The organism is Campylobacter concisus, assembly GCF_002913945.1.
In the GTDB taxonomy this organism is placed as follows: domain Bacteria; phylum Campylobacterota; class Campylobacteria; order Campylobacterales; family Campylobacteraceae; genus Campylobacter_A; species Campylobacter_A concisus_P.
On record NZ_POZK01000017.1, the window covers coordinates 161,732 to 181,608 of the forward strand.

The following is a 19,877-nucleotide window of genomic DNA, read 5'->3' on the forward strand; positions in this document are numbered from 1 at the left end:
TTAACCTTTATAGCCTTTTTTTAGACCCTTCTCTAATTTTTCCTTAACTTTTGCCGCAGCTTCCTCTTTTGTAATGCTTCCATCCATATTTTTGTCTAATCCTTTATTTGCTATATAGCTAGAACTACTAGAACTAAATAATACGTAATCGTTCGACTTGCCAATAGCTTTTGGATAAATAATTGCCATATAAATGTCCTCTATGGTTTCAATTTTTCCAGCATAAGGCATAAAATATTTTTCTACATATTCAAGTTGTTCAACTTCAGACATATTTGCTAGTTTTAATGTGGTTGTCCCTAAGCTAGCTGCTGTTGTTTCTAAAAATTGTATAAGTCCTATAGCACTAGCAACTGGATTTTTTATACTAGCTGAAAAAGTCTCACCTGTCTCAAAAGCCATGCATGACATTAAAAAGTCAGGATTTATTTTTAAATTTATACATATTTCTATAACTTTTTCCTTAAATTCTAAAGAAACTTTTTTACCCCAAGCAATTTTATTGTCTGTTTTTAAATCAACCCCAACCCCCTCATCACCATCTTCCCACATACCACTATCTACTCTTGTTATACTCTTTGATTCATTAAAAGAGTTAATAAATTTATCCATATCCTCTTTATTTAATAAATTTATACCAAGCTTATCATCTTTATCTGCATTAGACTGATTATTAGAGCTCTCTTCTTTTGCATAAATTTGATAACTCTTATTTGTATTCTCATCACTTTTTAGCTCTTTGCTTAGCTTATCGTCTTCATATATATTTATCTCATTTGATGAGATATTTTTACTTATATATAAGTAATTATCATTTTTTATTAAAGTATCGTCATTATCACTAAGCTTTAATTTAGCATCAAAGCTATTCTCTTTTATAGCATGCTCAAACTCATATATGATGAGCTTATCATCTTTAAATTTAATATATAAAGGTATCTTTATATCTATTCTTATATGATTTTTGCCATATCTTGTATAAAACTTAAATTTATCCTTATCACCTTCAAGATATGCGAAAAATACTATAGTATGACCACCTTGCTTTAGCTTATCTAGATCATCTTTTTGTATAACATCTGAAATTTTAAATGTTATCTCTTTACCCTTTTGATCTTTTAGGGCTACTACATCTTTTGGATTTGATTTGGATAACTCATCATACTCTTTACTTTTTATGACCTTATATCCCCAAAGTATCTCTTTGTATCTCTTACTACCTTTTTCTTGTTTATATATAGCCTTTAAGCATATTGGCTCATTTGTCTTAAATGGATACTCACTATCAGAGATTACATTTGTTATATGATCTGTTATATCTCTTAACGAGACCTTATTGCTATAGCAAAAGTTAGAGCTACTCTTATCTTGATATCCTAAAGATATTACAGCTGTATCAGAGTGAGCATGAATATCTTTAGTGCTATAAACTTTACTTAGATCACTTGAATAAAGTATAAATTTAGTATCTCCTTTATTCTCTTTATCTATTGGGATATTAAATGTAGCTGTATATGAGTTTTTGATATCTGAGTCTTCATTTTTTACTAAAGATATACTCTCATATATACTTTTATCAAAGCAGTGATGAAGATATATCTTATCTATATCTTCACTTGCCTTACCATCTTCGTTTTCAATGATGAGATTGTTTATTGTAAGAGTAAGACCTGAACTTGATGCTGATGTAGGCACTACATTGTTGCCATGAGCTAGACGAAGCTTTGTATCAAACATAACTGAATCTTTATCATCTCTTAGGGTAAAGTTATTCTCTTTAGCAAAATTTAATAAAGAGAAATTTAGGTGTTTGTTGTTAGATGTTTGGTCTTCAAAGTACTTCATACTTATAATGCCATCTTCTAGTTTATACTCTATATCATCGCTATTTTGCTTTATGCTAATAAAGGTAGCACCATTTATCTTGTCTTCTTCATTTTTGTTTTCTTGATAGAGTACTACCGTATCTTTGCTCTTTGCATTTTTAAATTTTATCTCTTCATTTTTACTATCTTCGTAAGAGTCAAATTTAAAGTCAGTAAGTATTAGCTCGCATAAATTTACCTTACCATAGTTTGGCCTACTAGAATTTAGTTCTTTTGGGTTTAGCTCACTGCAATCAAATGGAGTCTGACTAGCTAGCACGACGGTAAATTCGCTCTTTTTAGGCTGAAAGACTCTAATAGGAGTTGTCATCTTTCTTGGACATAGCAAGAGTATATTTTCTTGTTTGTAAAATTCCTCCTCTCTTTGCCTTAGGAGCTTATTTATTCTTGAAGTGTTTGAAGCATTTGAGCTGATTAAATTTACGCAGTATATGTTTTCAAGGCTAAAGGTCTTTGTACTTTGAGTGCTTAATAAAGAATTTATCTTTGTAACAAATGGCTGAAATAAAGCCTCACATTTTGATGCATCTGATGTATTTAAATTTGACTCATTTTCTTGAAGCTTCATAAATTCTAAATGAGTGACGTTTTGGACGATCTCTTTATTGTTTTGGTTTTTTGATTTATATTTTGCTTTGGATATATTTAAATGACTAAAAACATCTATGCACTCGGCAAAATTAACATTTTGCTCATCGCTTTCATAAAGCCCAAACTGATTTGAAATTTTTTCTCGTAAAAGAGATGTTTTATTGCTTGCCTCATCACTAAAGCTCTCATATGCTAGCCAAAACCAGGCCTTAAAACGATTTTTGCTTTTGATATGGCTTGCTAGGGATGGATCAATATTACTTTTCTTGCTGATATAAAGAAGTGCTAAAAGCGCGATATGCTCTCTTGAAATTTGACCATTTTGCGTATCGGAAGTAAGTGAAACGGCTTGTAAATTTTTAAGCGGAGAGTTGTTTAATTTTTGATTTATCTCTTGGATTAGCGGCGTAAGCTTTTGCTCCAAGATGGCATTTAGCTGATCTTCCGAGCTAAATTCAAACTCAGGCAAAGTATCGGCACCTCCAGACTTTGCATAAGCCCCTTTTGCGGCATCATTTATCTTTTTAAAAAGTTCATCTGTATCTATCTTTTCTATGGTAGTCGTACTCGTGGTGTTAGTGATAGTTCGCTTGATATCTTTTATGACTTTATCTTTGTTATTTTTATAAATTTGAGTACAAATAAGTTCTATATCATCTTTTATACTAAAGCCATATCCAATGAGTAGTTTGTTGTTAGATATAAATGGCCTACTTATGTCATTGTCATATGAAAATTTTATGATATCTATTAAATTTCTTTTAAAATTTACATCATTTCTGGGCGTTAGAGGCATTAAACTTCCTTGGAAATTTTTGCTAAATATTAGCACAAACTTAAAAAGTATTCAACAATAAAACTTTATAGTAAAAATTTGTGTCAAAAACATAAATTTACATGTTTTTATTTTTGACAAAGCTACTTAAAAGGGCTTGTAAATTTAAAGCGCCTTTATAAACTCTTTAAATTTATCGCCTCGCTCGGCATAGCTCTTAAACTGATCAAGGCTTGCAGCTGCCGGGCTTAGAAGCGCTATCTCGCTAGTCTTTAGCTCTTTATTTATCTCATTGACAGCATTTTGCAAAAAATCGCATTTCAAAGCTGGTATGCCAAATTTAGCCGCTAATTTCAAGAGCTTATCACTATTTGAGCCAATGGCGTAAATTTTTACTCTTAAGCTCTTTAAGTCTTCAAAAAGTGGCGTCATATCAACACCCTTATCATCGCCACCAAGTATTAGATGTATGAAATGATCTTTGTAGCGTTTAACGGCTTGTATGCTCGCATCTATGTTAGTTGCTTTTGTGTCATTAACCCAGATTCTGCCATTTTTATCGCTAAATTCCTCGAGCTTGTTTGCCTCGATGACAAAGGTATTTAAAAGCTCCACGTCGCAGCGATCAAATAAAATTTTCTCTACCGCAAGTGCTAGCAACGCGTCAAGTAAAAATGGCGTTTTGAAATTTATATCATCTACGCTTACGCCACAAAATTTAGCCAGATCGCTCTCATCTTTGTAAGCGATCACTTTTGCCTTTGTTGGCGTGCTGGCGTAAATTTCAGGTACGATTGCCACGCTACTTTCGCTCATGCTAGCAAGCGGCTTTAGCTTAGCCTTTTCGTATTCGCTCATGTCTCCATGCCAGCTTAGATGATCTGGAGTGATCGGTAAAAGCACGTAGATACCTGGTGTGGCGTGATTTGTATAGTGAAGGGTAAATGAGCTAGTCTCAAGTATCCAAATTTTAGCTTTTGGGTCTAAATTTGCTAGTGCGATGCCGACGTTACCGCCCATTACCGAGCCCTTGCTCTCTAGTAGGTGCTGCGTCATCTTTGTGGTCGTAGTCTTACCGTTTGTGCCACTTATCCAGATATTAAATGGCAGATTTTCTTTATAAATTTCATAAAAATAGTCATACTCGCTAACTAAATTCTTAGCTTTTTTAATAAGCTCATGATAAGGCGGAATGCCTGGGCTTGGTATCTCTAGGCTGCTTTTTGCTGGATCAAATTCACTAACTGGCAAAAGAGCATTGCCAAACTCATCTTTTGAAATTTCACTAAATTTATCATCATAGATATCCCAAAGACCGTCTTTTGTGAAATTTTTAGCGATAGCCTTTATCGTACCACCGTAGCCAAATAGCGATTTTCTCATGGCTTTCCTTATCTGATCTTTAGCGCAGTTAATGCGATTAGATTTGCTAAAAGCGCGATGATCCAGAAGCGAACGATGATCTTATTTTCCACCCAGCCTTTTATCTCAAAATGATGATGTATAGGCGCCATAAGAAAAATTCTGCGTTTAAAAATTTTAAAGCTGCCTACCTGCAGAATGACGCTTAGGGTTTCAACGACAAAGATGAGGCCAATGATGATGAGTAAGATTTCGTTTTTGGTCGCAACACCCATAAAACCGATATATGCTCCAACGCTTAAGCTACCGCTATCGCCCATAAAGACTTCAGCTGGATGGCAGTTAAACCATAAAAAGCCCATCAATGAGCCAATTAGGGCTGAAGAGACAACAACGCTTTCACCAACACCTATGATCTTTGGCAAGAGTAAATATGAGCTAAAGACAGCGTGTCCGCAGATGTAGGCAAAAACGCCAAGTGTTAAAAGTGAAAATATCGATGGCACAGTAGCTAGTCCGTCAAGCCCGTCTGTTAAATTTACTGAATTTGAAGCAGCGACTATGACCAGTGTCCAAAAGAAAATGGCAAAAATTTTTAAATCCAAAATAGGTTGCTTAAAAAAAGGTAGATAAAACTCGGTGCTGAGCTCGTGACTTGCATATAAAAAAATAGAAATGACAAAGGCTATTAAAAACTGAAAAAAAAGCTTTGCTTTTGGACTTAGGCCGGCGTGATTTTTTGCTCCTAAAATTTTGCTGTAATCGTCCTTGTAGCCAAGCAGCGTAAAGCAAACTAGGCAAAAGAGCGATGTTAAGACAAATGCGTTATCAAGCCTTGCGCAAATTACCGTGGAAAGTACGGCTGTAAAGACAAAGACAAGTCCGCCCATGGTCGGTGTTTTAGCCTTTTTTTGGTGAGTTTGTGGGGCAAGCTCGTAGATAGGTTGGGCGGCGTTTTTTGCCTTTGCCCAAGTGATAAATTTGGGCATCAAATAAGCTGTGAGTGCAAAAGCGATGAAAAAAGCGATACCAGCACGGACGGTGATGTATTGAAAGATATTAAAATTTAAAATTTCATAGATATAGTAAAACATGAGAGCCTTTATTTTTAAAAAAAGCAATTTTAGTATAATGGCCTTAAAAATTATCTAAAATTAAGGATAAATTTTCAAAATGAGTCAAAAAACTATTTTAATAATAACTGATGGTATTGGATTTAATAAAAGCGGTAAATTTAACGCATTTGAGGCGGCTAAAAAGCCAAATTACGAGAAATTTTTTAAAGAAATTCCAAACTCGCTCATAAAAACCTCTGGAAACGCTGTGGGACTACCTGAAGGGCAGATGGGAAACAGTGAAGTAGGGCACATGTGCATAGGGAGTGGGCGAGTTTTGTATCAAAATTTGGTCAAAATTTCACGCAGCTTCGCTGACGGCTCGATATCAGAAAATGAAGCCCTAAAAGCTCTTTTTAAAAAGTGCAAAAAGATCCACATCATAGGGCTTTATAGCGACGGCGGCGTGCACTCTCATATGGAGCATTTTGATGGTATGTGCGAGCTTGCTAGCAAAAATGGTTGCGAAGTTTTTGCCCACGCTATCACCGACGGACGCGACGTTAGCCCAAATAGCGGTATAAATTTTATAAAAAGCTTGGAAGCTAAATTTAAAGTAGCTACCGTTTGTGGAAGATTTTACGCGATGGATAGAGATAAACGCTGGGAGCGCGTAAAAGAGGCTTATGATAGCTTGGTAAATGGAGCAAATTTAAGTAGTTTAACGCCAAGCGAGTATCTACAAAAAAGCTACGATGAGGGAGTGACCGATGAGTTTGTAAAGCCAGCAAGCTTTAATGGCTTTAATGGCATAGGCGAAGATGACGGTGTGATCGTAATAAATTTTAGAAATGATAGGGCAAGAGAGATTTGCGAGGCTCTAGGTGAAGAGAAATTTAGCGAGTTTGAGCGACCTTTTGCTATCAAAAATCTAATCACTATGACCGAATACGACGCAAATTTTAAATTTGAAGTGCTATTTAAAAATGAAAAGATAAAAAACACCCTAAGCGAGGTCATAGCAGCCGCTGGGCTAAGGCAGCTTCACACGGCTGAGACTGAAAAATATGCCCACGTAACATTTTTCTTTAATGGCGGCGTCGAGGAGTTAGCTAGCAATGAAACGAGGGTACTAATCCCTAGTCCAAAGGTAAAGACCTATGACGAAAAGCCAGAGATGAGCGCTGCAGAGGTTTGCAAAGCCGTGCTAAAGGGTATGGATGATGAACAAGACTTCATCGTGGTAAATTTCGCAAATGGTGATATGGTGGGACACACTGGAAATTACGAGGCCGCTATAAAGGCAGTTGAAGCGGTAGACACTGCTCTTGGAGAAATTTACACTAAGGCAAAAGAGAAAAACTATGCGATGATCATCACGAGCGATCACGGAAACTGCGAAGAGATGCGCGATAGCAGCGGTGAGCTACTGACAAACCACACGACTTATGATGTCTTTTGTTTTGTGATGGCTGATGGCGTAAAAAAAGTAAAAAACGGCGGTCTAAACAATATCGCTCCTAGTGTTTTAAAGATTATGGGACTTGAAATTCCAGCTGAGATGGACGAGGCGTTAATATAAAAGAATGGAGCTAGTTGAGTTTTTTGGAGCTGATAAAGTTATAACCTTCATGCTCCTTTTTGCGCGTATTAGCGGGCTTATCGTATTTTTTCCATTCTTTTCTCACAATCAAATCCCACTTAGCGTAAAAACTTTGCTAGTTTTCGCCCTTTGTATCGTGCTTTTCCCATTATCTCACGCCCATGAGCACGCTATAAATTTTTTGATCATGGAAATTTTAAGTGAGGCTATGCTCGGACTTTGTGCTGGGCTTTTGCTAAATATCGTTTTTGCCATACTTCAAATGGCGGGCGAGCAGATCTCAATGATCATGGGTTTTTCGATGGCTTCAGTGCTTGATCCGCAAACTGGTACAAATTCGCCAGTGATCGCAAATATTCTAAATTTCATCGCACTTCTCGCATTTTTGATGCTTGATGGGCACCATTTAATATTGCAGTTTTATTCCACTTCACTTTCAGCTATACCGCTTGGAGATTTTTATCCAAGAAGTGATGTGATGAGCTACGCCCTAAAGCTTTTTGGCAATCTTTTTATGTTTGGATTTGTTCTGGCTTTTCCTATTATCGCGCTTTCTATACTTTCAGATGCTATTTTTGGCATGCTTATGAAAACTATGCCACAATTTAATCTATTAGTCGTTGGTTATCCTATTAAGGTAAGTATCGGCTTTTCGGTTTTGATAGCTATTTTAGCTGGCATTATAAAAATCATAACTGATATGATGGTGCAGATTTTAAACGATATGCCAGCACTATTTTTTTAAGTAAATAGCAATGAAATTTATCATAGAATACAGCCTCAAGCTCTTCAAGGAGGGATTATGAAAGTTGCACTTGTAAACAAAAACCCCGCAGTTTCTCGCCTTATAACGTTAAGTTTAAATAAGCTAGGCATAGAATATAGCGAATTTGACGATATTAATAGTGTTGGCGATCAATTTGATTATATTATCATCGATAGCGATATGGATAGCAGCGATGTTAATTTAAATCAAAAGATAATGTATCTAGCACCTAGAGGCGGTGAAAAGCCAGATTTTGCTGATGTTATGCTTGAAAAGCCCTTTTTACCAACAGAATTTATTAGTTTATTTGAACAAAACAAAAATACTGACAATGATAAAGAACTTGAGCTTGGACTAGATGAGTCTGCAAATTTTAATGACTTTGACGAAAGCAATAAAAACTTTGATGATTTAGAAAATTTTGAGCTTCCAGAAATTGACATGGGCCTTGAAAATTTAGCAAAAGAAGATGATAAGGCAGATAAATTTGATAACGAGGCTTTAGACGATGAGTTTTTAAAAGAGCAGCTAAGTGAACTGGAGACCGAGGATTTAAAGGATAAAGATATCAGTTTTGATGAAACAGACACTGAACTCATAGATGATGATATTATAAATGATATAGCTAGCAAATATATGGCTGATTCAGAAGATATAGATAAATCCTTAGAGCAAAACAATGAGCCACCCGTGATAAAAGAAGAGCATAGTGATAACTTTGATGAGCTTAGTTCGCTTGTGGATGAGATAGATGATATGGGCGAGAGTGACTTGGCGGATGAAGAGGCAAAAAACAAGCTTGATAAAATGGTCGAGCAAAATTCTCAAAATTTAGAAACTGCCAAGCTTAATGAAGAATTTGTAGATGATATAAGCCAAAGTAAAAAAGAGCTCAGCGAGATCGAGTCTTTGGATAAAGAGCTAAACGAAGAAGCTAGCGAAGATAGTGAAAATTTTGATGAGCTAGAGACTGATTTTGGTAGTGATGAAAAATTTGAGCCTGAAAGCAGCGAGGCAAATTTGATAGATGAAGCTAGTCAAAATTTAGAGGAAGATATAGATGAAGAATCTACCAAAGAAGCAGAGGATATTTCTTTGGATGAAGATATAGACCTTGAAAAAGAGCCAGCTAAAGAAGATCATGAAGAAATTTCTGAAGAAGTCCTTGCCCAAGAAGGTCTAGGTATGGTAGATGAGGTATTTGAGGAAGAAAATTTTAAAGAAGAGACGTTAGATAGCCCAAATTTTGATGTAGCGTCTATTGAAGAAATAGATGAAAATACGATGCAAGCAGCATTTGGATTAAATATTGCTCCACAAACTAGCTCATGCGGTGAAACAAAAATCGATGCTGACTATAAAGAAGAGCTAACCAAAAAGATCACAAAACACGTCCATGAGTCGTTAAACGAAAGTTCGCTAAGAGATGTGCTAAAAGATATGAACATAAAGATAAATATAAGTTTTGAGGAAAAGTAGTTGCAAGGACAAATTTTAGTAGTTTCTGGGCCTAGTGGAAGTGGGAAAAGTACGCTTTTAGGTCGTCTTTTAAAGGAAGAGAAAGATCTTTATTTTTCTATTTCAAGCACGACAAGGGCAAAAAGAGAAGGTGAAGTCGATGGAGTGGATTACTATTTTATAAAAGAAGATGAATTTAAAAGCGGCATAGAAAAGGGTGAATTTTTAGAATGGGCACAGGTGCATAAAAACTATTATGGAACGAGCTTAAAGCCAGTTTTAGCAGCACTTGAGGCTGGGAAGATAGTTATATTTGATATCGACGTACAAGGCTTTCACATCGCACTTGAAAAATTTAGAAGCTACATAACTTCAGTTTTTATCACAACTGCAAATAAAAAAGAGCTTAAAAAACGCTTGAAAAACCGCGGAACTGATAGCGACGAAACGATAGAAAATCGCCTAATGAACGCAGTTGGTGAGATGGAGCACATCTTAGAATATGATTATTTTTTGGTAAATGATGACATTGAAAAGAGTTATAAAGGCCTAAAATCAATTCTTAGAGCGATGAGGCTAAAAAGCGCGAAAATAGACTTAAGACGCGTTATTGATGAGTGGATAGATTGCTAGAAATTCAGGAATTTATGATAACATTTTGAAAAATTTATTGAGGAGAAAAAATGGGTTCTTTTAGTATTGGTCATTGGCTAGTTGTTTTAGCGATTATTGTTTTACTTTTTGGAGCAAAGAAGATCCCAGAACTTGCAAAAGGACTAGGCAAAGGTATAAAGACTTTTAAGGCTGAGATGGAGGATACAATCCCTGAAAAAAGTGAGAAAGTCGAGCATAAAGAAGAGAATGCCGATAGCCAAAAAATAGAAGAAACAACTAAAAACGCATAGGTTTTAGAGTTGAAAAATAAAATAAAAGCTGAAATTTCAAAGGTTTTAGAGCGTGAATTTGTGCTTGAAAAGCCAAAAGATAAAAATTTAGCCCACTATGCTACGCCACTTTTTAGCCTAGCAAAGGAGTTAAGAAAGTCGCCGGCTATGATAGCTAGCGAATTTGCTGATAAATTTAGTGATAGCAAGATAGTTGAAGCTAGTGCAGTAAATGGCTACTTAAATTTTAAGCTCAAAAGCGAGTTCTTGGATGAAATTTCAAAGCAAATTTTGCTAGATAGTGAAAATTTTGCAAAAGAAGATGCGAAAAAAGATAGCTATCTAATAGAATACATTAGCGCAAATCCAACTGGTCCGCTTCATATCGGACACGTTAGGGGTGCGGTTTATGGCGATACATTAGCAAGGCTTGGTAAAAGACTTGGCTACGCCATCTCAACAGAATACTACATAAACGATGCTGGCAATCAAATCGATCTACTTGGCACATCGATATCTTTGGCAGCTAAAGAGCAGCTTTTTAGTGAGAGTGTCGTCTATCCGGAGAAATACTACCGTGGGGATTATATTTTAGATATTGCTAAGCTTGCAAATGAGAAATTTGGCAAGGAAATTTTTTATGATAAGAGTAGAAATCTCGAACTTGCCGAGTTTGGCAAGGATATCGTGCTTGAGATCATCAAAAAAGATTTGGCGGACGTTGGGATATTTATAGAGAGCTGGGCTAGTGAAAAGGCTCTTTATGACGGCCTAGAGCCAACTATAAATAAGCTAAAACGTTCAAATCAAATGTATGAAAAAGAGGGCGCTACTTATATCGCTTCGACCACACTTGGCGATGATAATGATAGGGTTGTGGTTAGAAATGACGGCAGACCGACATATCTAGCTGGCGATATCATCTATCATAACGCTAAATTTGAGAAAAATTTCGACCACTATATAAACATTTGGGGTGCTGACCACCACGGATATATTGCAAGGCTAAAGGCTGCGATAAATTTCCTTGGATACGATGAAAACAAGCTTGAAGTGATACTTATGCAGATGGTTAGTCTGCTAAAAGATGGTAAGCCGTATAAGATGAGCAAGCGCGCTGGTAATGCCGTGCTGATGAGTGATATCGCAAGCGAGATCGGTGCTGAAGCGCTTAGATTTATCTTTATAAGCAAGGCAAATACGAGTAGTTTGGAATTTGACGTAGATGAGCTTAAAAAAGAGGACAGCTCAAATCCGATTTTTTATATAAACTATGCTCATGCTAGGATAAATCAGGTCTTTGCAAAGGCTGAAAAAAGCGTTAGTGACGTGATAAATGCTGACTTTGAGTGCCTAGATGAAAATGCTAAAAATTTACTTTTTGAGGCGCTTATCTTGCCTGAAATTTTAGAGGATGCTTTTGCTTCAAGGCAGCTTCAAAAGATCCCAGACTATCTAAAGTCGCTGGCTGCTAGTTTTCATAAATTTTATAATGAAAACCGCGTAGTTAGAAATGAAAACGAAGATAGCTTGCTAAAAGTCTTTGCAGTCGTTGCTATCTCGATAAAAACAGCATTTAATGTAATGGGAATCACAGCTAAAGATAGGATGTAGAATTTGCATTCATTTTGGCTAAATGCAACAAAATTAAATTTGAAAAAAGGTTTATTTAAAAAGATCTCAAACTCATGATGTTCTTGAGAATTTAAACACCTTTTTTCTCAAATACAATCGCAATAGTTTTTACTATGATCTTTATCTCTAGCCAAAGCGACCAGTGTTTGATGTAGTAAAGATCATACATTAGTTTTTGTTTGGCGTCGTGTGTATTTGAGCCATAAGGGTAGTTTACCTGCGCCCAACCGGTAATCCCTGGGCAAACAATGTGACGTTCGTTGTAGTAAGGTATCTCTTTTTCAAAGAAATTTATCCAGTGTCTTCGCTCAGGTCTTGGCCCTATTAGATGCATTTGCCCTCGAAAGACATTTATACACTACGGCACCTCGTCTATACGAGTTTTTCGCATAAATTCACCAAATTCAAATACTCTCTCGTCATTTTCGCTAGCAAATTTTGCCCCATCTTTCTCGGCATCTTCCATCATCGAGCAAAATTTTATGCGCTCAAATTCTCTATTGTCCAGCCCAACCCTACTTTGTAAAAAGTAAAGGCTTCCAGGGGATTGCTCGTCTATCTTTCTCTTCACATAAAATTTTAGACCAAAAAGCAAGATAAAAAGCACCAAACAGCTAGCATAATCGATCATTCGCTTGAGTAAATAGCCAAAAGTACCATAAGGCCTTATTTCATCTAAAAAATTAAGATTTTCCCCATTTTCTGGGATATAACATTTGTGTAGGTAAATTTCTAAAACATTCTCTACGTTTAGAAATTTGATCTTTTTATACTTTGTCTTAAACTGCAAAAGCGTGAGAAATCTCACTAGCTTGCCATCAACCGGTGTCGCGGTATTTAGCACTATGAGCCTTTGATCACCTGATTTTATGAGATTTTCTAGTGCACTTCGCAAGGCTTTTGCATCGCTATTTTCATGGGATAAAAAATTTACTTGGCCAAATTTCTTTCTAAGCTTTTCTAGTTCTAGGCTGGTAAAAGTATATTTTTCGCCAAGGATGATCATGGGGCTATCCCTTTATCTTTATTTTAAATTTGCATTATAAAATTCGTCTAATTATACCCAAACGTGCTAATTGCATTTTTTAAAAAAAAGAGTTAAGGTTAAAATATGTCTCATAAATTTCTTGCTGTGCTTGTTCTAGCGCTAATCTGTGCCATTTCTTTTGCACTTTCAAACACGGTTTTGGCTAAATTTCACACCAGCCCGCTCATCATCTCGATCATTCTTGGCGCCATTTTTGCAAATTTATTCCCAAAACAAATGCAAACTATAAAATCAAGCGGTGTCATAGCGATCGCCGGGAAGCAAATTTTAAGACTTGGTATCGTACTTTTTGGCTTTAACATAAGCCTTAGCGAGATCGCAAGTGTCGGCACTCTTGGCATGATATATGCAGCTTTTATGGTCTTTGCGACCTTTTCTTTTGCGCTTTTTGCCGCTAAATTTTTGGGGCTTAGCAAAGATAGTGCTGTGCTCATTGGCTCAGGGGCTAGCATATGTGGCGCAGCTGCTGTTATGGCTACTCAAAATGAGATAAAAGCAGACGCAAACAAGCTTGCTATTGCCATTTGCACCGTTGTGCTTTTTGGGACGATTGGCATGTTTATCTATCCATTTATAGCTAAATTTCTAGCTCTCACGCCTCATCAAACCGGCTTTTTTATCGGCGGCTCACTTCACGAAGTGGCCCATGTGGTTGCAGCTTCAGCAGCATTTGACGGCACAGCAAGTAGCACCGCCGTCATCATAAAAATGCTTCGCGTCATCATGCTAGTACCATTTTTGTTTTTGCTAAATTTCTTAAATTTAAGCCAAAATAGCGACGCTTCAAAGCTAAAGAGCATACCTTGGTTTGCGCTATTTTTCTTAGTGGCGATCTGCGTTAGATCTTTGTCATTTTTCCCTGAAAATTTGGTGCAAATTTTAAAGCTAGCCGCCAGCATTTGTCTTTGCATTGCGATGTGTGCTTTAGGGTTTGGGATAGATAAGAGTATATTTAAAGCGACGGGCAAAAAGCCATTTTTACTAGCATTTTTTATATTTTTATGGCTTATTTGCTCATCGCTTGTTTTTGTTAAGACTCTTTGCTAGTTTTTAGCTTTTGCAAAAACTCTTCGATGTTGTATTTTGCTCTGTAAGCTGGGCTTAAAAGGTGTATCAAAATGTCGCCAAGGTCCATCACGATCCAGTCAGGCGAGCTCTCAGTGCCTATAAATTTCTCTCCAAGAGGCTTAAGCTCCTCTTTTAGATCCTCAGCCAGCGAGTAAGCGTGCCTCTCGCCAAGCGTAGTAGCGATAACTACGGCCTTTACGAAATAATCATCCCCGCTCATATCAAACACTTGTATCTCTTCAGCCTTTTTTGCGTCTAAAACCTTAACTATACTTTCGGTGCGATCTTGCATCGATCTCTCTTGCATTTTTAATCCTTGGTAAAAATTTATAACTTCATCTTTTATCTTGCTAGGCAGCTCATCAAGCCCCTTTTGGTGCCTGATCTGCGACGAGCTAACATCCACGTGCACGTCCATTTTTTGTAAATTTTGCGGAATTTCTATGTGATTGCGCTTGGCGATCACAAACTGCACTAAATTTTTTAGCTCCTCGTATCCGTGCCACTTATCAAGTGTGGCTAGGTGGTCCGCGCCTATTATGAGATAAAATTTCTCTATCTTGAATTTCTCATACAAATACTTAACCGTCTCGATCGTAGGCACTGGGCGAGCTAAATTTATCTCATAGTCTGAGATCTCAACTTTCTCTAGTCCTCCCCAAATTTCTCTTATCCACTTTAGGCGAAGCTCTGGCGGAGCTGAAAATTCGCTCTTAAAGGGACTTATAAAAGTTGGCATGATGATGAGCTTGTCGATATCTAGGCCGCTTAGTGCCATTTTCACAATGCTATCGTGTCCTAAATGAACCGGATCAAAGCTCCCGCCAAAAAGTGCTAACTTCATCTATTAAAGTGCCTTGTTTATATTTGTTTTAAAATTCTTTTTTGTAGAATTAGGCGTAATTATATCAAAAGGAGCTAAGATGTCAGTTAAAGTAGCAATCAACGGTTTTGGACGTATCGGCAGATGCGCTGCTCGTATTATTTTAGAGCGAGACGACGTTGAGCTTGTCGCTATCAACGATACGGCGACGCGCGACATGACGCGCTATCTGCTCAAATACGACAGCGTGCACGGCGAATTTAAGCAAGACGTTAAGGTGATAAGTGACGATTTTATAGAAGTAAATGGTAAAAAGATAAGAGTTTTTTCAACAAGAGATCTAAACGAGCTTAGCTACGCAGACTACGGCGCAGACGTGGTTTTAGAGTGCACTGGCAAGTTTTTAACCACTGAAAAATGTGAGCCATATCTTGCTCGCGGCGTCAAAAAAGTCGTCATGAGCGCTCCAGCAAAAGACGACACAGCAACATTTGTAGTTGGCGTAAATGACGATAAATACGCAGGCGAGGCGATCGTCTCAAACGCAAGCTGCACCACAAACGGCCTAGCTCCAGTGGCAAAGGTGCTAAATGATAAATTCGGCATCGTAAAAGGGCTGATGACTACGATCCACGCATATACAAATGGTCAGAGCCTAGTTGATGTAAAGGCTAAAGATTTTCGTCGCTCACGTGCAGCAGCGCTAAATATTGGACCAACAACAACCGGAGCTGCAAAAGCGATCGCTAAAGTGCTCCCAGAGCTAAGCGGCAAATTGCACGGCCAAGCGGTGCGCGTGCCAGTGGCAAACGTCTCGATGGTCGATCTAACGGCGGTTTTAAAAAGACCTGCTAGCAAAGAGGATATAAACGAGGCGTTTAGGGTGGCTGCTGAGTCAAATTTAAAGGGAATTTTGTTTGTCGATGACGATTATAGAGTTAGTAGCGACTTTTGCACGAGCGCATACAGCAGTATCGTAGCCAGCGACACTACGCAGGTCATTGCTGATGATATGGTAAAGGTCTTTGCATGGTACGACAACGAGTGGGGCTACTCGACAAGGCTTGTCGATCTTGCTAAGATCGTGGCTACGAAGTAAATTTAAAGGGTGAAAAATGAGTGAAATTTTATCGATCAACGATCTTGAGCTCGGCGGCGCGAAGGTATTTGTTAGGTGCGATTTTAACGTGCCGATGGACGAGTTTTTAAACATCACCGACGACCGCCGTATCCGCTCGGCGATACCAACTATCCGCTACTGCCTGGATAACGGCTGCAGCGTGGTTTTGGCTAGTCACCTAGGACGCCCTAAAAACGGCTTTGAGGAGAAATTTTCGCTGCGAGGCGTGGCAAAGAGGCTTTCAAGGCTGCTTGATAGAGACGTGATATTTGCCGAGGACGTCGTCGGCGCAGACGCCAAGGCTAAAGTCGCCGCGCTAAAACCGGGCGAAATTTTACTTCTTGAAAATTTGCGGTTTGAAAAAGGCGAGACCAAAAACGACGAGGCGCTAGCCGCCGAGCTCGCTAAATACGGCGAATTTTACATCAACGACGCGTTTGGCGTTTGTCACAGAGCTCACAGCTCGGTCGAGGCGATCACTAAATTTTACGACGAGAAGCATAAAGCGGCGGGATTTTTGTTGCAAAAAGAGATAAATTTCGCCCAAAATCTCATTAAGCACCCTGCGCGTCCGTTCGTCGCGGTCGTTGGCGGTAGTAAGGTTAGCGGCAAGCTGCAAGCCCTGCATAACCTGCTTCCGCGCGTAGATAAACTCATCATCGGCGGCGGCATGGCCTTTACGTTTTTAAAATCACTCGGCGAAAATATCGGAAATTCGCTGCTTGAAGAAGATCTCATCGATGACGCAAGGCAAATTTTGCAAAAAGGTAGGGAGCTGGGTGTTAAAATTTACCTACCGGTAGACGTCGTCGCGGCTCAGACCTTTTCGGCAGAAAGCGCCGTGAAGTTTGTCCCCGCACAAGAAATACCAAGCGGCTGGATGGGGCTAGATATCGGACCGGCGTCGATTAGGCTCTTTAAAGAGGTCATCGCCGACGCGCAAACCATCTGGTGGAACGGGCCGATGGGAGTTTTTGAGATGGATAAATTTAGCAAAGGCAGCATCAAAATGAGCCACGCTATCATCGACACTCACGCGACTACGGTCGTTGGCGGCGGCGATACGGCCGACGTCGTAGAGCGCGCTGGAGACGCCGACGAGATGACATTTATCTCAACTGGCGGCGGCGCGAGCCTGGAACTCATCGAGGGCAAGGAGCTACCCGGCATAAAGCCGCTTAGAAAGGCTGCGGAGTGAGGTTTTTAGCAAATTTAAAGTGCAATCACACCAGAGCGAGCTTTAAAGAGTACGCCAAAATTTTAGACGCAAATTTAAGCGTAAACGACGACGTGACGGTATTTCCTCCGTTTAGCGCGCTTGATCTTGCGGCTCATAAATTTAAACTCGGCGCGCAAAATTTCTATCCGTGTGAAAGCGGCGCTCACACCGGCGAGATCGGCAAGGCGATGCTGGACGAGTTTGGCGTAAAAAGCGTGCTGATCGGGCACTCTGAGCGGCGCGAACTCGGCGAGAGCGAGGAGCTTTTGCGCGCTAAATTTGACTTCGCCGTAAAGGCGGGCTGGCAGATCGTCTACTGCATCGGCGAAAATTTGAGCGTGAACGAAGCGGGTCGCACGAAGGGGTTTTTAGCGGAGCAGCTAAAAAATATTGAGCTTAGCTACGAGCGGCTGCTGATCGCCTATGAGCCCGTATGGGCGATAGGCACGGGCAAGAGCGCTGGTACGGAGCAGATCGAGAATGTTTTAAATTTCATCCGCGAGCAGACGAGCGCGCCGCTACTTTACGGAGGCAGCGTAAACGCCGCAAATATCGGCGGGATCGCGGGGATCAAAAACTGCGATGGGGTGTTAGTAGGGACCGCGAGCTGGGACGCGTCGAAGTTTTTAGAGCTTATATGCGTTGTCTCGTGAGCGCCTTTTAATGAGTTTGAAATTTTAAGTCTGCGACAGGCTACATGCCTAGTCTTGACTTAAAATTTCTACACAACATTAAAATCCATCTCACGATACTGCCGCTATTAAATTTGGTTTAAAATTTAAATATCGCTTAAAAGTCAAACAAAATAAAAGGAGAAATGATGATACTAAAAGGTAAAAAAGGTCTGATCGTCGGTGTCGCCAACGCCAAGTCAATAGCTTACGGCATCGCAAAAGCTTGTCACGATCAAGGTGCACAGATGGCATTTACATACCTAAACGACGCTCTTAAAAAGCGCGTAGAGCCGATCGCTGAAGAGTTTGGTAGCAAATTTGTCTACGAGCTTGACGTAAATAACCAAGCTCACCTAGACGGGCTTGCGGATCGTATCAAAGCAGATCTCGGCGAGATAGATTTCGTCGTGCACGCTGTGGCTTACGCACCAAAAGAGGCACTTGAGGGCGAGTTTGTAAACACCACAAAAGAGGCATTTGACATAGCGATGGGCACTAGCGTCTACTCGCTGCTAAGCCTTACTCGCGCGGTTTTGCCAGTGCTAAAAGAGGGCGGCTCGGTGCTCACTCTTACATATCTTGGCGGACCAAAATTTGTGCCACACTACAACGTAATGGGCGTTGCCAAAGCAGCACTTGAAAGCTCAGTTCGCTACCTAGCACACGACCTTGGCGCTAAAAACATCCGCGTAAATGCGATCAGCGCAGGCCCAATTAAAACGCTTGCCGCAAGCGGTATAGGCGACTTTAGGATGATCTTGCGCTACAACGAAGTAAACAGCCCACTAAAACGCAACGTCACCACTGAAGACGTCGGCAACAGCGCTATGTATCTGCTTAGCGACCTAGCTAGTGGCGTAACAGGTGAAGTGCACTACGTAGACTGCGGCTACAACATCATGGGAATGGGCGACGTGGCTACCGACGCCGAGGGCAACACGATCCTAGCTTGGGACGCAAAATAATCTACTAATACAAATTTGGCGTGGTGACTCGCCAAATTCTTCTTTAAAATTTCACTAAATTCACCGCAAGGGCATACAAAATGAGCTTTAGATGAGCTTATAGACGCAATAGTCCAGACTGGGCACTGATCAAGGAATGGCTAAAAGAGACTAATGAAATTTGTCTCTTGATGAAAGCAGGGCGCAAGGCGAGCTTTTAGGGCTTCAAGTAGTCACTCGATCGTCGATGGGTGTGCTTGTTTATAGGTATGGTGGCATCGTGATGAATGGAGGTTGGCTGCGCCTACTTGGTTCAGGATGTGAGCAGATGAAGCGCGGAATTTACAGCTTTAACCTTGGCAAAAACTTTAGCGAGGCAGGGTAGATGCCTAGCAATTTGTTCGTGGCAAACGATGTTTTGTATAAATTTTTCGTGATAAACGGCGGTGCCTTTGATGGCAAAGCCGGCAATGTCTTTTACTACATGCCAGACAAGTGGCAAATGGGAAGATGCGCAGCTTGTCTACTCGCAGTTTTTATACTGGGCGCTATGTGGCGATATATCTAAATTTTGCGAGCTTTACTACTGGGATGACTGGCGTGAAGATGTGAAAAATTTTAGCCTTGATAGGATGATATTTGTACTACTGCCGATACTTTAGCAAGACACCAACATAAGTCTAAGGCTAAAAGATATGAAAAAAGATATTATTTGCATGAATGAATATTTCATTTTTGTCTTCAATGGCGTCTAATAAATTTGCATGATACTTCTATTAGATCCAAGAGTTTTGCTCTATCTTATTTAAATTTTAAAATTTCTTCATAGTCTATCTAAGAGTGTTTATAAAAAAATTCTGAGCGCTAAAAAAGTAAAATTTATTTTAGATTTCTTAAGCCTTTTTTGATAAAAATTATCTATAAAATTTAAGAATTTTTCTATTAAAAATTAACCTTATTTACTAC

The 19,877-nt window shown here is 39.2% G+C and carries 16 protein-coding genes and 2 pseudogenes; 13 read left to right on the top strand and 5 right to left on the bottom strand.

The genetic code is table 11. The features are described 5' to 3' along the window. The 3 genes from CYP64_RS10120 to mraY all read right to left on the bottom strand — a co-directional run bounded on the left by CYP64_RS10120 (nt 1) and on the right by mraY (nt 5,708). Nucleotides 1-3,273: a hypothetical protein gene (locus CYP64_RS10120; protein WP_219809694.1), complete on the bottom strand. Its 3,273-nt coding sequence runs from the start codon at nt 3,271-3,273 to the stop codon at nt 1-3. A 144-nt stretch (nt 3,274-3,417) separates the two neighbouring features. After that, nucleotides 3,418-4,635 carry a UDP-N-acetylmuramoyl-L-alanine--D-glutamate ligase gene (murD, locus tag CYP64_RS04040; RefSeq protein ID WP_103648768.1) on the bottom strand — a complete coding sequence of 406 codons (1,218 nt, stop codon included), beginning with the start codon at nt 4,633-4,635 and terminating at the stop codon, nt 3,418-3,420. Between the two features lie 8 nt (nt 4,636-4,643). Next, entirely contained in the window at nt 4,644-5,708 is a 1,065-nt protein-coding gene (mraY, locus tag CYP64_RS04045; protein ID WP_103648769.1) for a phospho-N-acetylmuramoyl-pentapeptide-transferase, read from the bottom strand. Between the two features lie 79 nt (nt 5,709-5,787). On the opposite strand from mraY, the gene gpmI reads away from it, so the two are divergent. Genes gpmI through argS form a run of 6 tightly spaced genes read left to right on the top strand, consistent with a single transcriptional unit; the run spans nt 5,788 to nt 11,994 of the window. Further along, nucleotides 5,788-7,251, top strand: coding sequence for a 2,3-bisphosphoglycerate-independent phosphoglycerate mutase (gene gpmI / locus CYP64_RS04050; protein WP_103648770.1), 1,464 nt, complete (start codon nt 5,788-5,790; stop codon nt 7,249-7,251). Between the two features lie 4 nt (nt 7,252-7,255). After that, a complete protein-coding gene (gene fliR / locus CYP64_RS04055) occupies nt 7,256-8,017 on the top strand; it encodes a flagellar biosynthetic protein FliR (protein ID WP_103648771.1) in 762 nt (253 codons plus the stop codon). A gap of 57 nt (nt 8,018-8,074) precedes the next feature. Continuing rightward, nucleotides 8,075-9,517 carry a Highly acidic protein gene (locus tag CYP64_RS04060; RefSeq protein ID WP_103648772.1) on the top strand — a complete coding sequence of 481 codons (1,443 nt, stop codon included), beginning with the start codon at nt 8,075-8,077 and terminating at the stop codon, nt 9,515-9,517. Continuing rightward, complete coding sequence (gmk, locus tag CYP64_RS04065) at nt 9,518-10,129, top strand: guanylate kinase (RefSeq protein WP_087584055.1); 612 nt, start codon at nt 9,518-9,520, stop codon at nt 10,127-10,129. It abuts the gene before it with no gap. A gap of 50 nt (nt 10,130-10,179) precedes the next feature. Further along, complete coding sequence (tatA, locus tag CYP64_RS04070) at nt 10,180-10,401, top strand: twin-arginine translocase TatA/TatE family subunit (protein ID WP_103648773.1); 222 nt, start codon at nt 10,180-10,182, stop codon at nt 10,399-10,401. A 9-nt stretch (nt 10,402-10,410) separates the two neighbouring features. Beyond that, complete coding sequence (gene argS / locus CYP64_RS04075; RefSeq protein WP_103648774.1) at nt 10,411-11,994, top strand: arginine--tRNA ligase; 1,584 nt, start codon at nt 10,411-10,413, stop codon at nt 11,992-11,994. Nucleotides 11,995-12,085: 91 nt separating this feature from the next. On the opposite strand, the pseudogene CYP64_RS10425 reads toward argS, so the two are convergent. Beyond that, nucleotides 12,086-13,021, bottom strand: a pseudogene (locus CYP64_RS10425) (sugar transferase). Nucleotides 13,022-13,126: 105 nt separating this feature from the next. Here CYP64_RS10425 and CYP64_RS04085 point away from each other — a divergent pair. Continuing rightward, on the top strand, nt 13,127-14,110 hold the full coding sequence (locus CYP64_RS04085; RefSeq protein ID WP_103648775.1) for a YeiH family protein: 984 nt from the start codon (nt 13,127-13,129) through the stop codon (nt 14,108-14,110). Here CYP64_RS04085 and nadD read toward each other — a convergent pair. Then, a complete protein-coding gene (gene nadD, locus CYP64_RS04090) occupies nt 14,094-14,975 on the bottom strand; it encodes a nicotinate (nicotinamide) nucleotide adenylyltransferase (protein ID WP_103648776.1) in 882 nt (293 codons plus the stop codon). The two genes, CYP64_RS04085 and nadD, sit on opposite strands and share 17 nt — an antisense overlap. 79 nt (nt 14,976-15,054) lie before the next feature. Here nadD and gap point away from each other — a divergent pair, with 79 nt between their 5' ends. From gap to CYP64_RS10275, 6 genes and pseudogenes are all read left to right on the top strand, one after another. Continuing rightward, complete coding sequence (gap, locus tag CYP64_RS04095) at nt 15,055-16,053, top strand: type I glyceraldehyde-3-phosphate dehydrogenase (protein ID WP_103648777.1); 999 nt, start codon at nt 15,055-15,057, stop codon at nt 16,051-16,053. 16 nt (nt 16,054-16,069) lie between these two features. Continuing rightward, nucleotides 16,070-17,272, top strand: a complete 1,203-nt coding sequence (locus CYP64_RS04100) for a phosphoglycerate kinase (RefSeq protein ID WP_103648778.1) — start codon at nt 16,070-16,072, stop codon at nt 17,270-17,272. Further along, complete coding sequence (locus CYP64_RS04105) at nt 17,269-17,946, top strand: triose-phosphate isomerase (protein WP_103648779.1); 678 nt, start codon at nt 17,269-17,271, stop codon at nt 17,944-17,946. The genes CYP64_RS04100 and CYP64_RS04105 overlap by 4 nt, the downstream gene beginning before the upstream one ends. A 167-nt stretch (nt 17,947-18,113) precedes the next feature. Then, nucleotides 18,114-18,932, top strand: coding sequence for an enoyl-ACP reductase FabI (fabI, locus tag CYP64_RS04110; RefSeq protein ID WP_103566686.1), 819 nt, complete (start codon nt 18,114-18,116; stop codon nt 18,930-18,932). 160 nt (nt 18,933-19,092) lie between these two features. Then, a pseudogene (locus tag CYP64_RS10270) lies at nt 19,093-19,350 on the top strand (DUF2625 family protein); the annotation flags it as partial. A 16-nt stretch (nt 19,351-19,366) separates the two neighbouring features. Then, complete coding sequence (locus CYP64_RS10275; RefSeq protein ID WP_258032932.1) at nt 19,367-19,573, top strand: DUF2625 family protein; 207 nt, start codon at nt 19,367-19,369, stop codon at nt 19,571-19,573. Nucleotides 19,574-19,877: the final 304 nt, after the last annotated feature.

Coding starts and splice junctions, on each gene's coding strand:
- gap (WP_103648777.1), top strand. CDS start 15,055: ATGTCAGTTAAAGTAGCAATCAACGGTTTTGGACGTATCGGCAGATGC.
- fabI (WP_103566686.1), top strand. CDS start 18,114: ATGATACTAAAAGGTAAAAAAGGTCTGATCGTCGGTGTCGCCAACGCC.
- gpmI (WP_103648770.1), top strand. CDS start 5,788: ATGAGTCAAAAAACTATTTTAATAATAACTGATGGTATTGGATTTAAT.
- CYP64_RS10120 (WP_219809694.1), bottom strand. CDS start 3,273: ATGCCTCTAACGCCCAGAAATGATGTAAATTTTAAAAGAAATTTAATA.
- CYP64_RS04085 (WP_103648775.1), top strand. CDS start 13,127: ATGTCTCATAAATTTCTTGCTGTGCTTGTTCTAGCGCTAATCTGTGCC.
- CYP64_RS04100 (WP_103648778.1), top strand. CDS start 16,070: ATGAGTGAAATTTTATCGATCAACGATCTTGAGCTCGGCGGCGCGAAG.
- CYP64_RS04060 (WP_103648772.1), top strand. CDS start 8,075: ATGAAAGTTGCACTTGTAAACAAAAACCCCGCAGTTTCTCGCCTTATA.
- tatA (WP_103648773.1), top strand. CDS start 10,180: ATGGGTTCTTTTAGTATTGGTCATTGGCTAGTTGTTTTAGCGATTATT.
- murD (WP_103648768.1), bottom strand. CDS start 4,635: ATGAGAAAATCGCTATTTGGCTACGGTGGTACGATAAAGGCTATCGCT.
- nadD (WP_103648776.1), bottom strand. CDS start 14,975: ATGAAGTTAGCACTTTTTGGCGGGAGCTTTGATCCGGTTCATTTAGGA.
- fliR (WP_103648771.1), top strand. CDS start 7,256: ATGGAGCTAGTTGAGTTTTTTGGAGCTGATAAAGTTATAACCTTCATG.
- mraY (WP_103648769.1), bottom strand. CDS start 5,708: ATGTTTTACTATATCTATGAAATTTTAAATTTTAATATCTTTCAATAC.
- CYP64_RS10275 (WP_258032932.1), top strand. CDS start 19,367: ATGGCAAAGCCGGCAATGTCTTTTACTACATGCCAGACAAGTGGCAAA.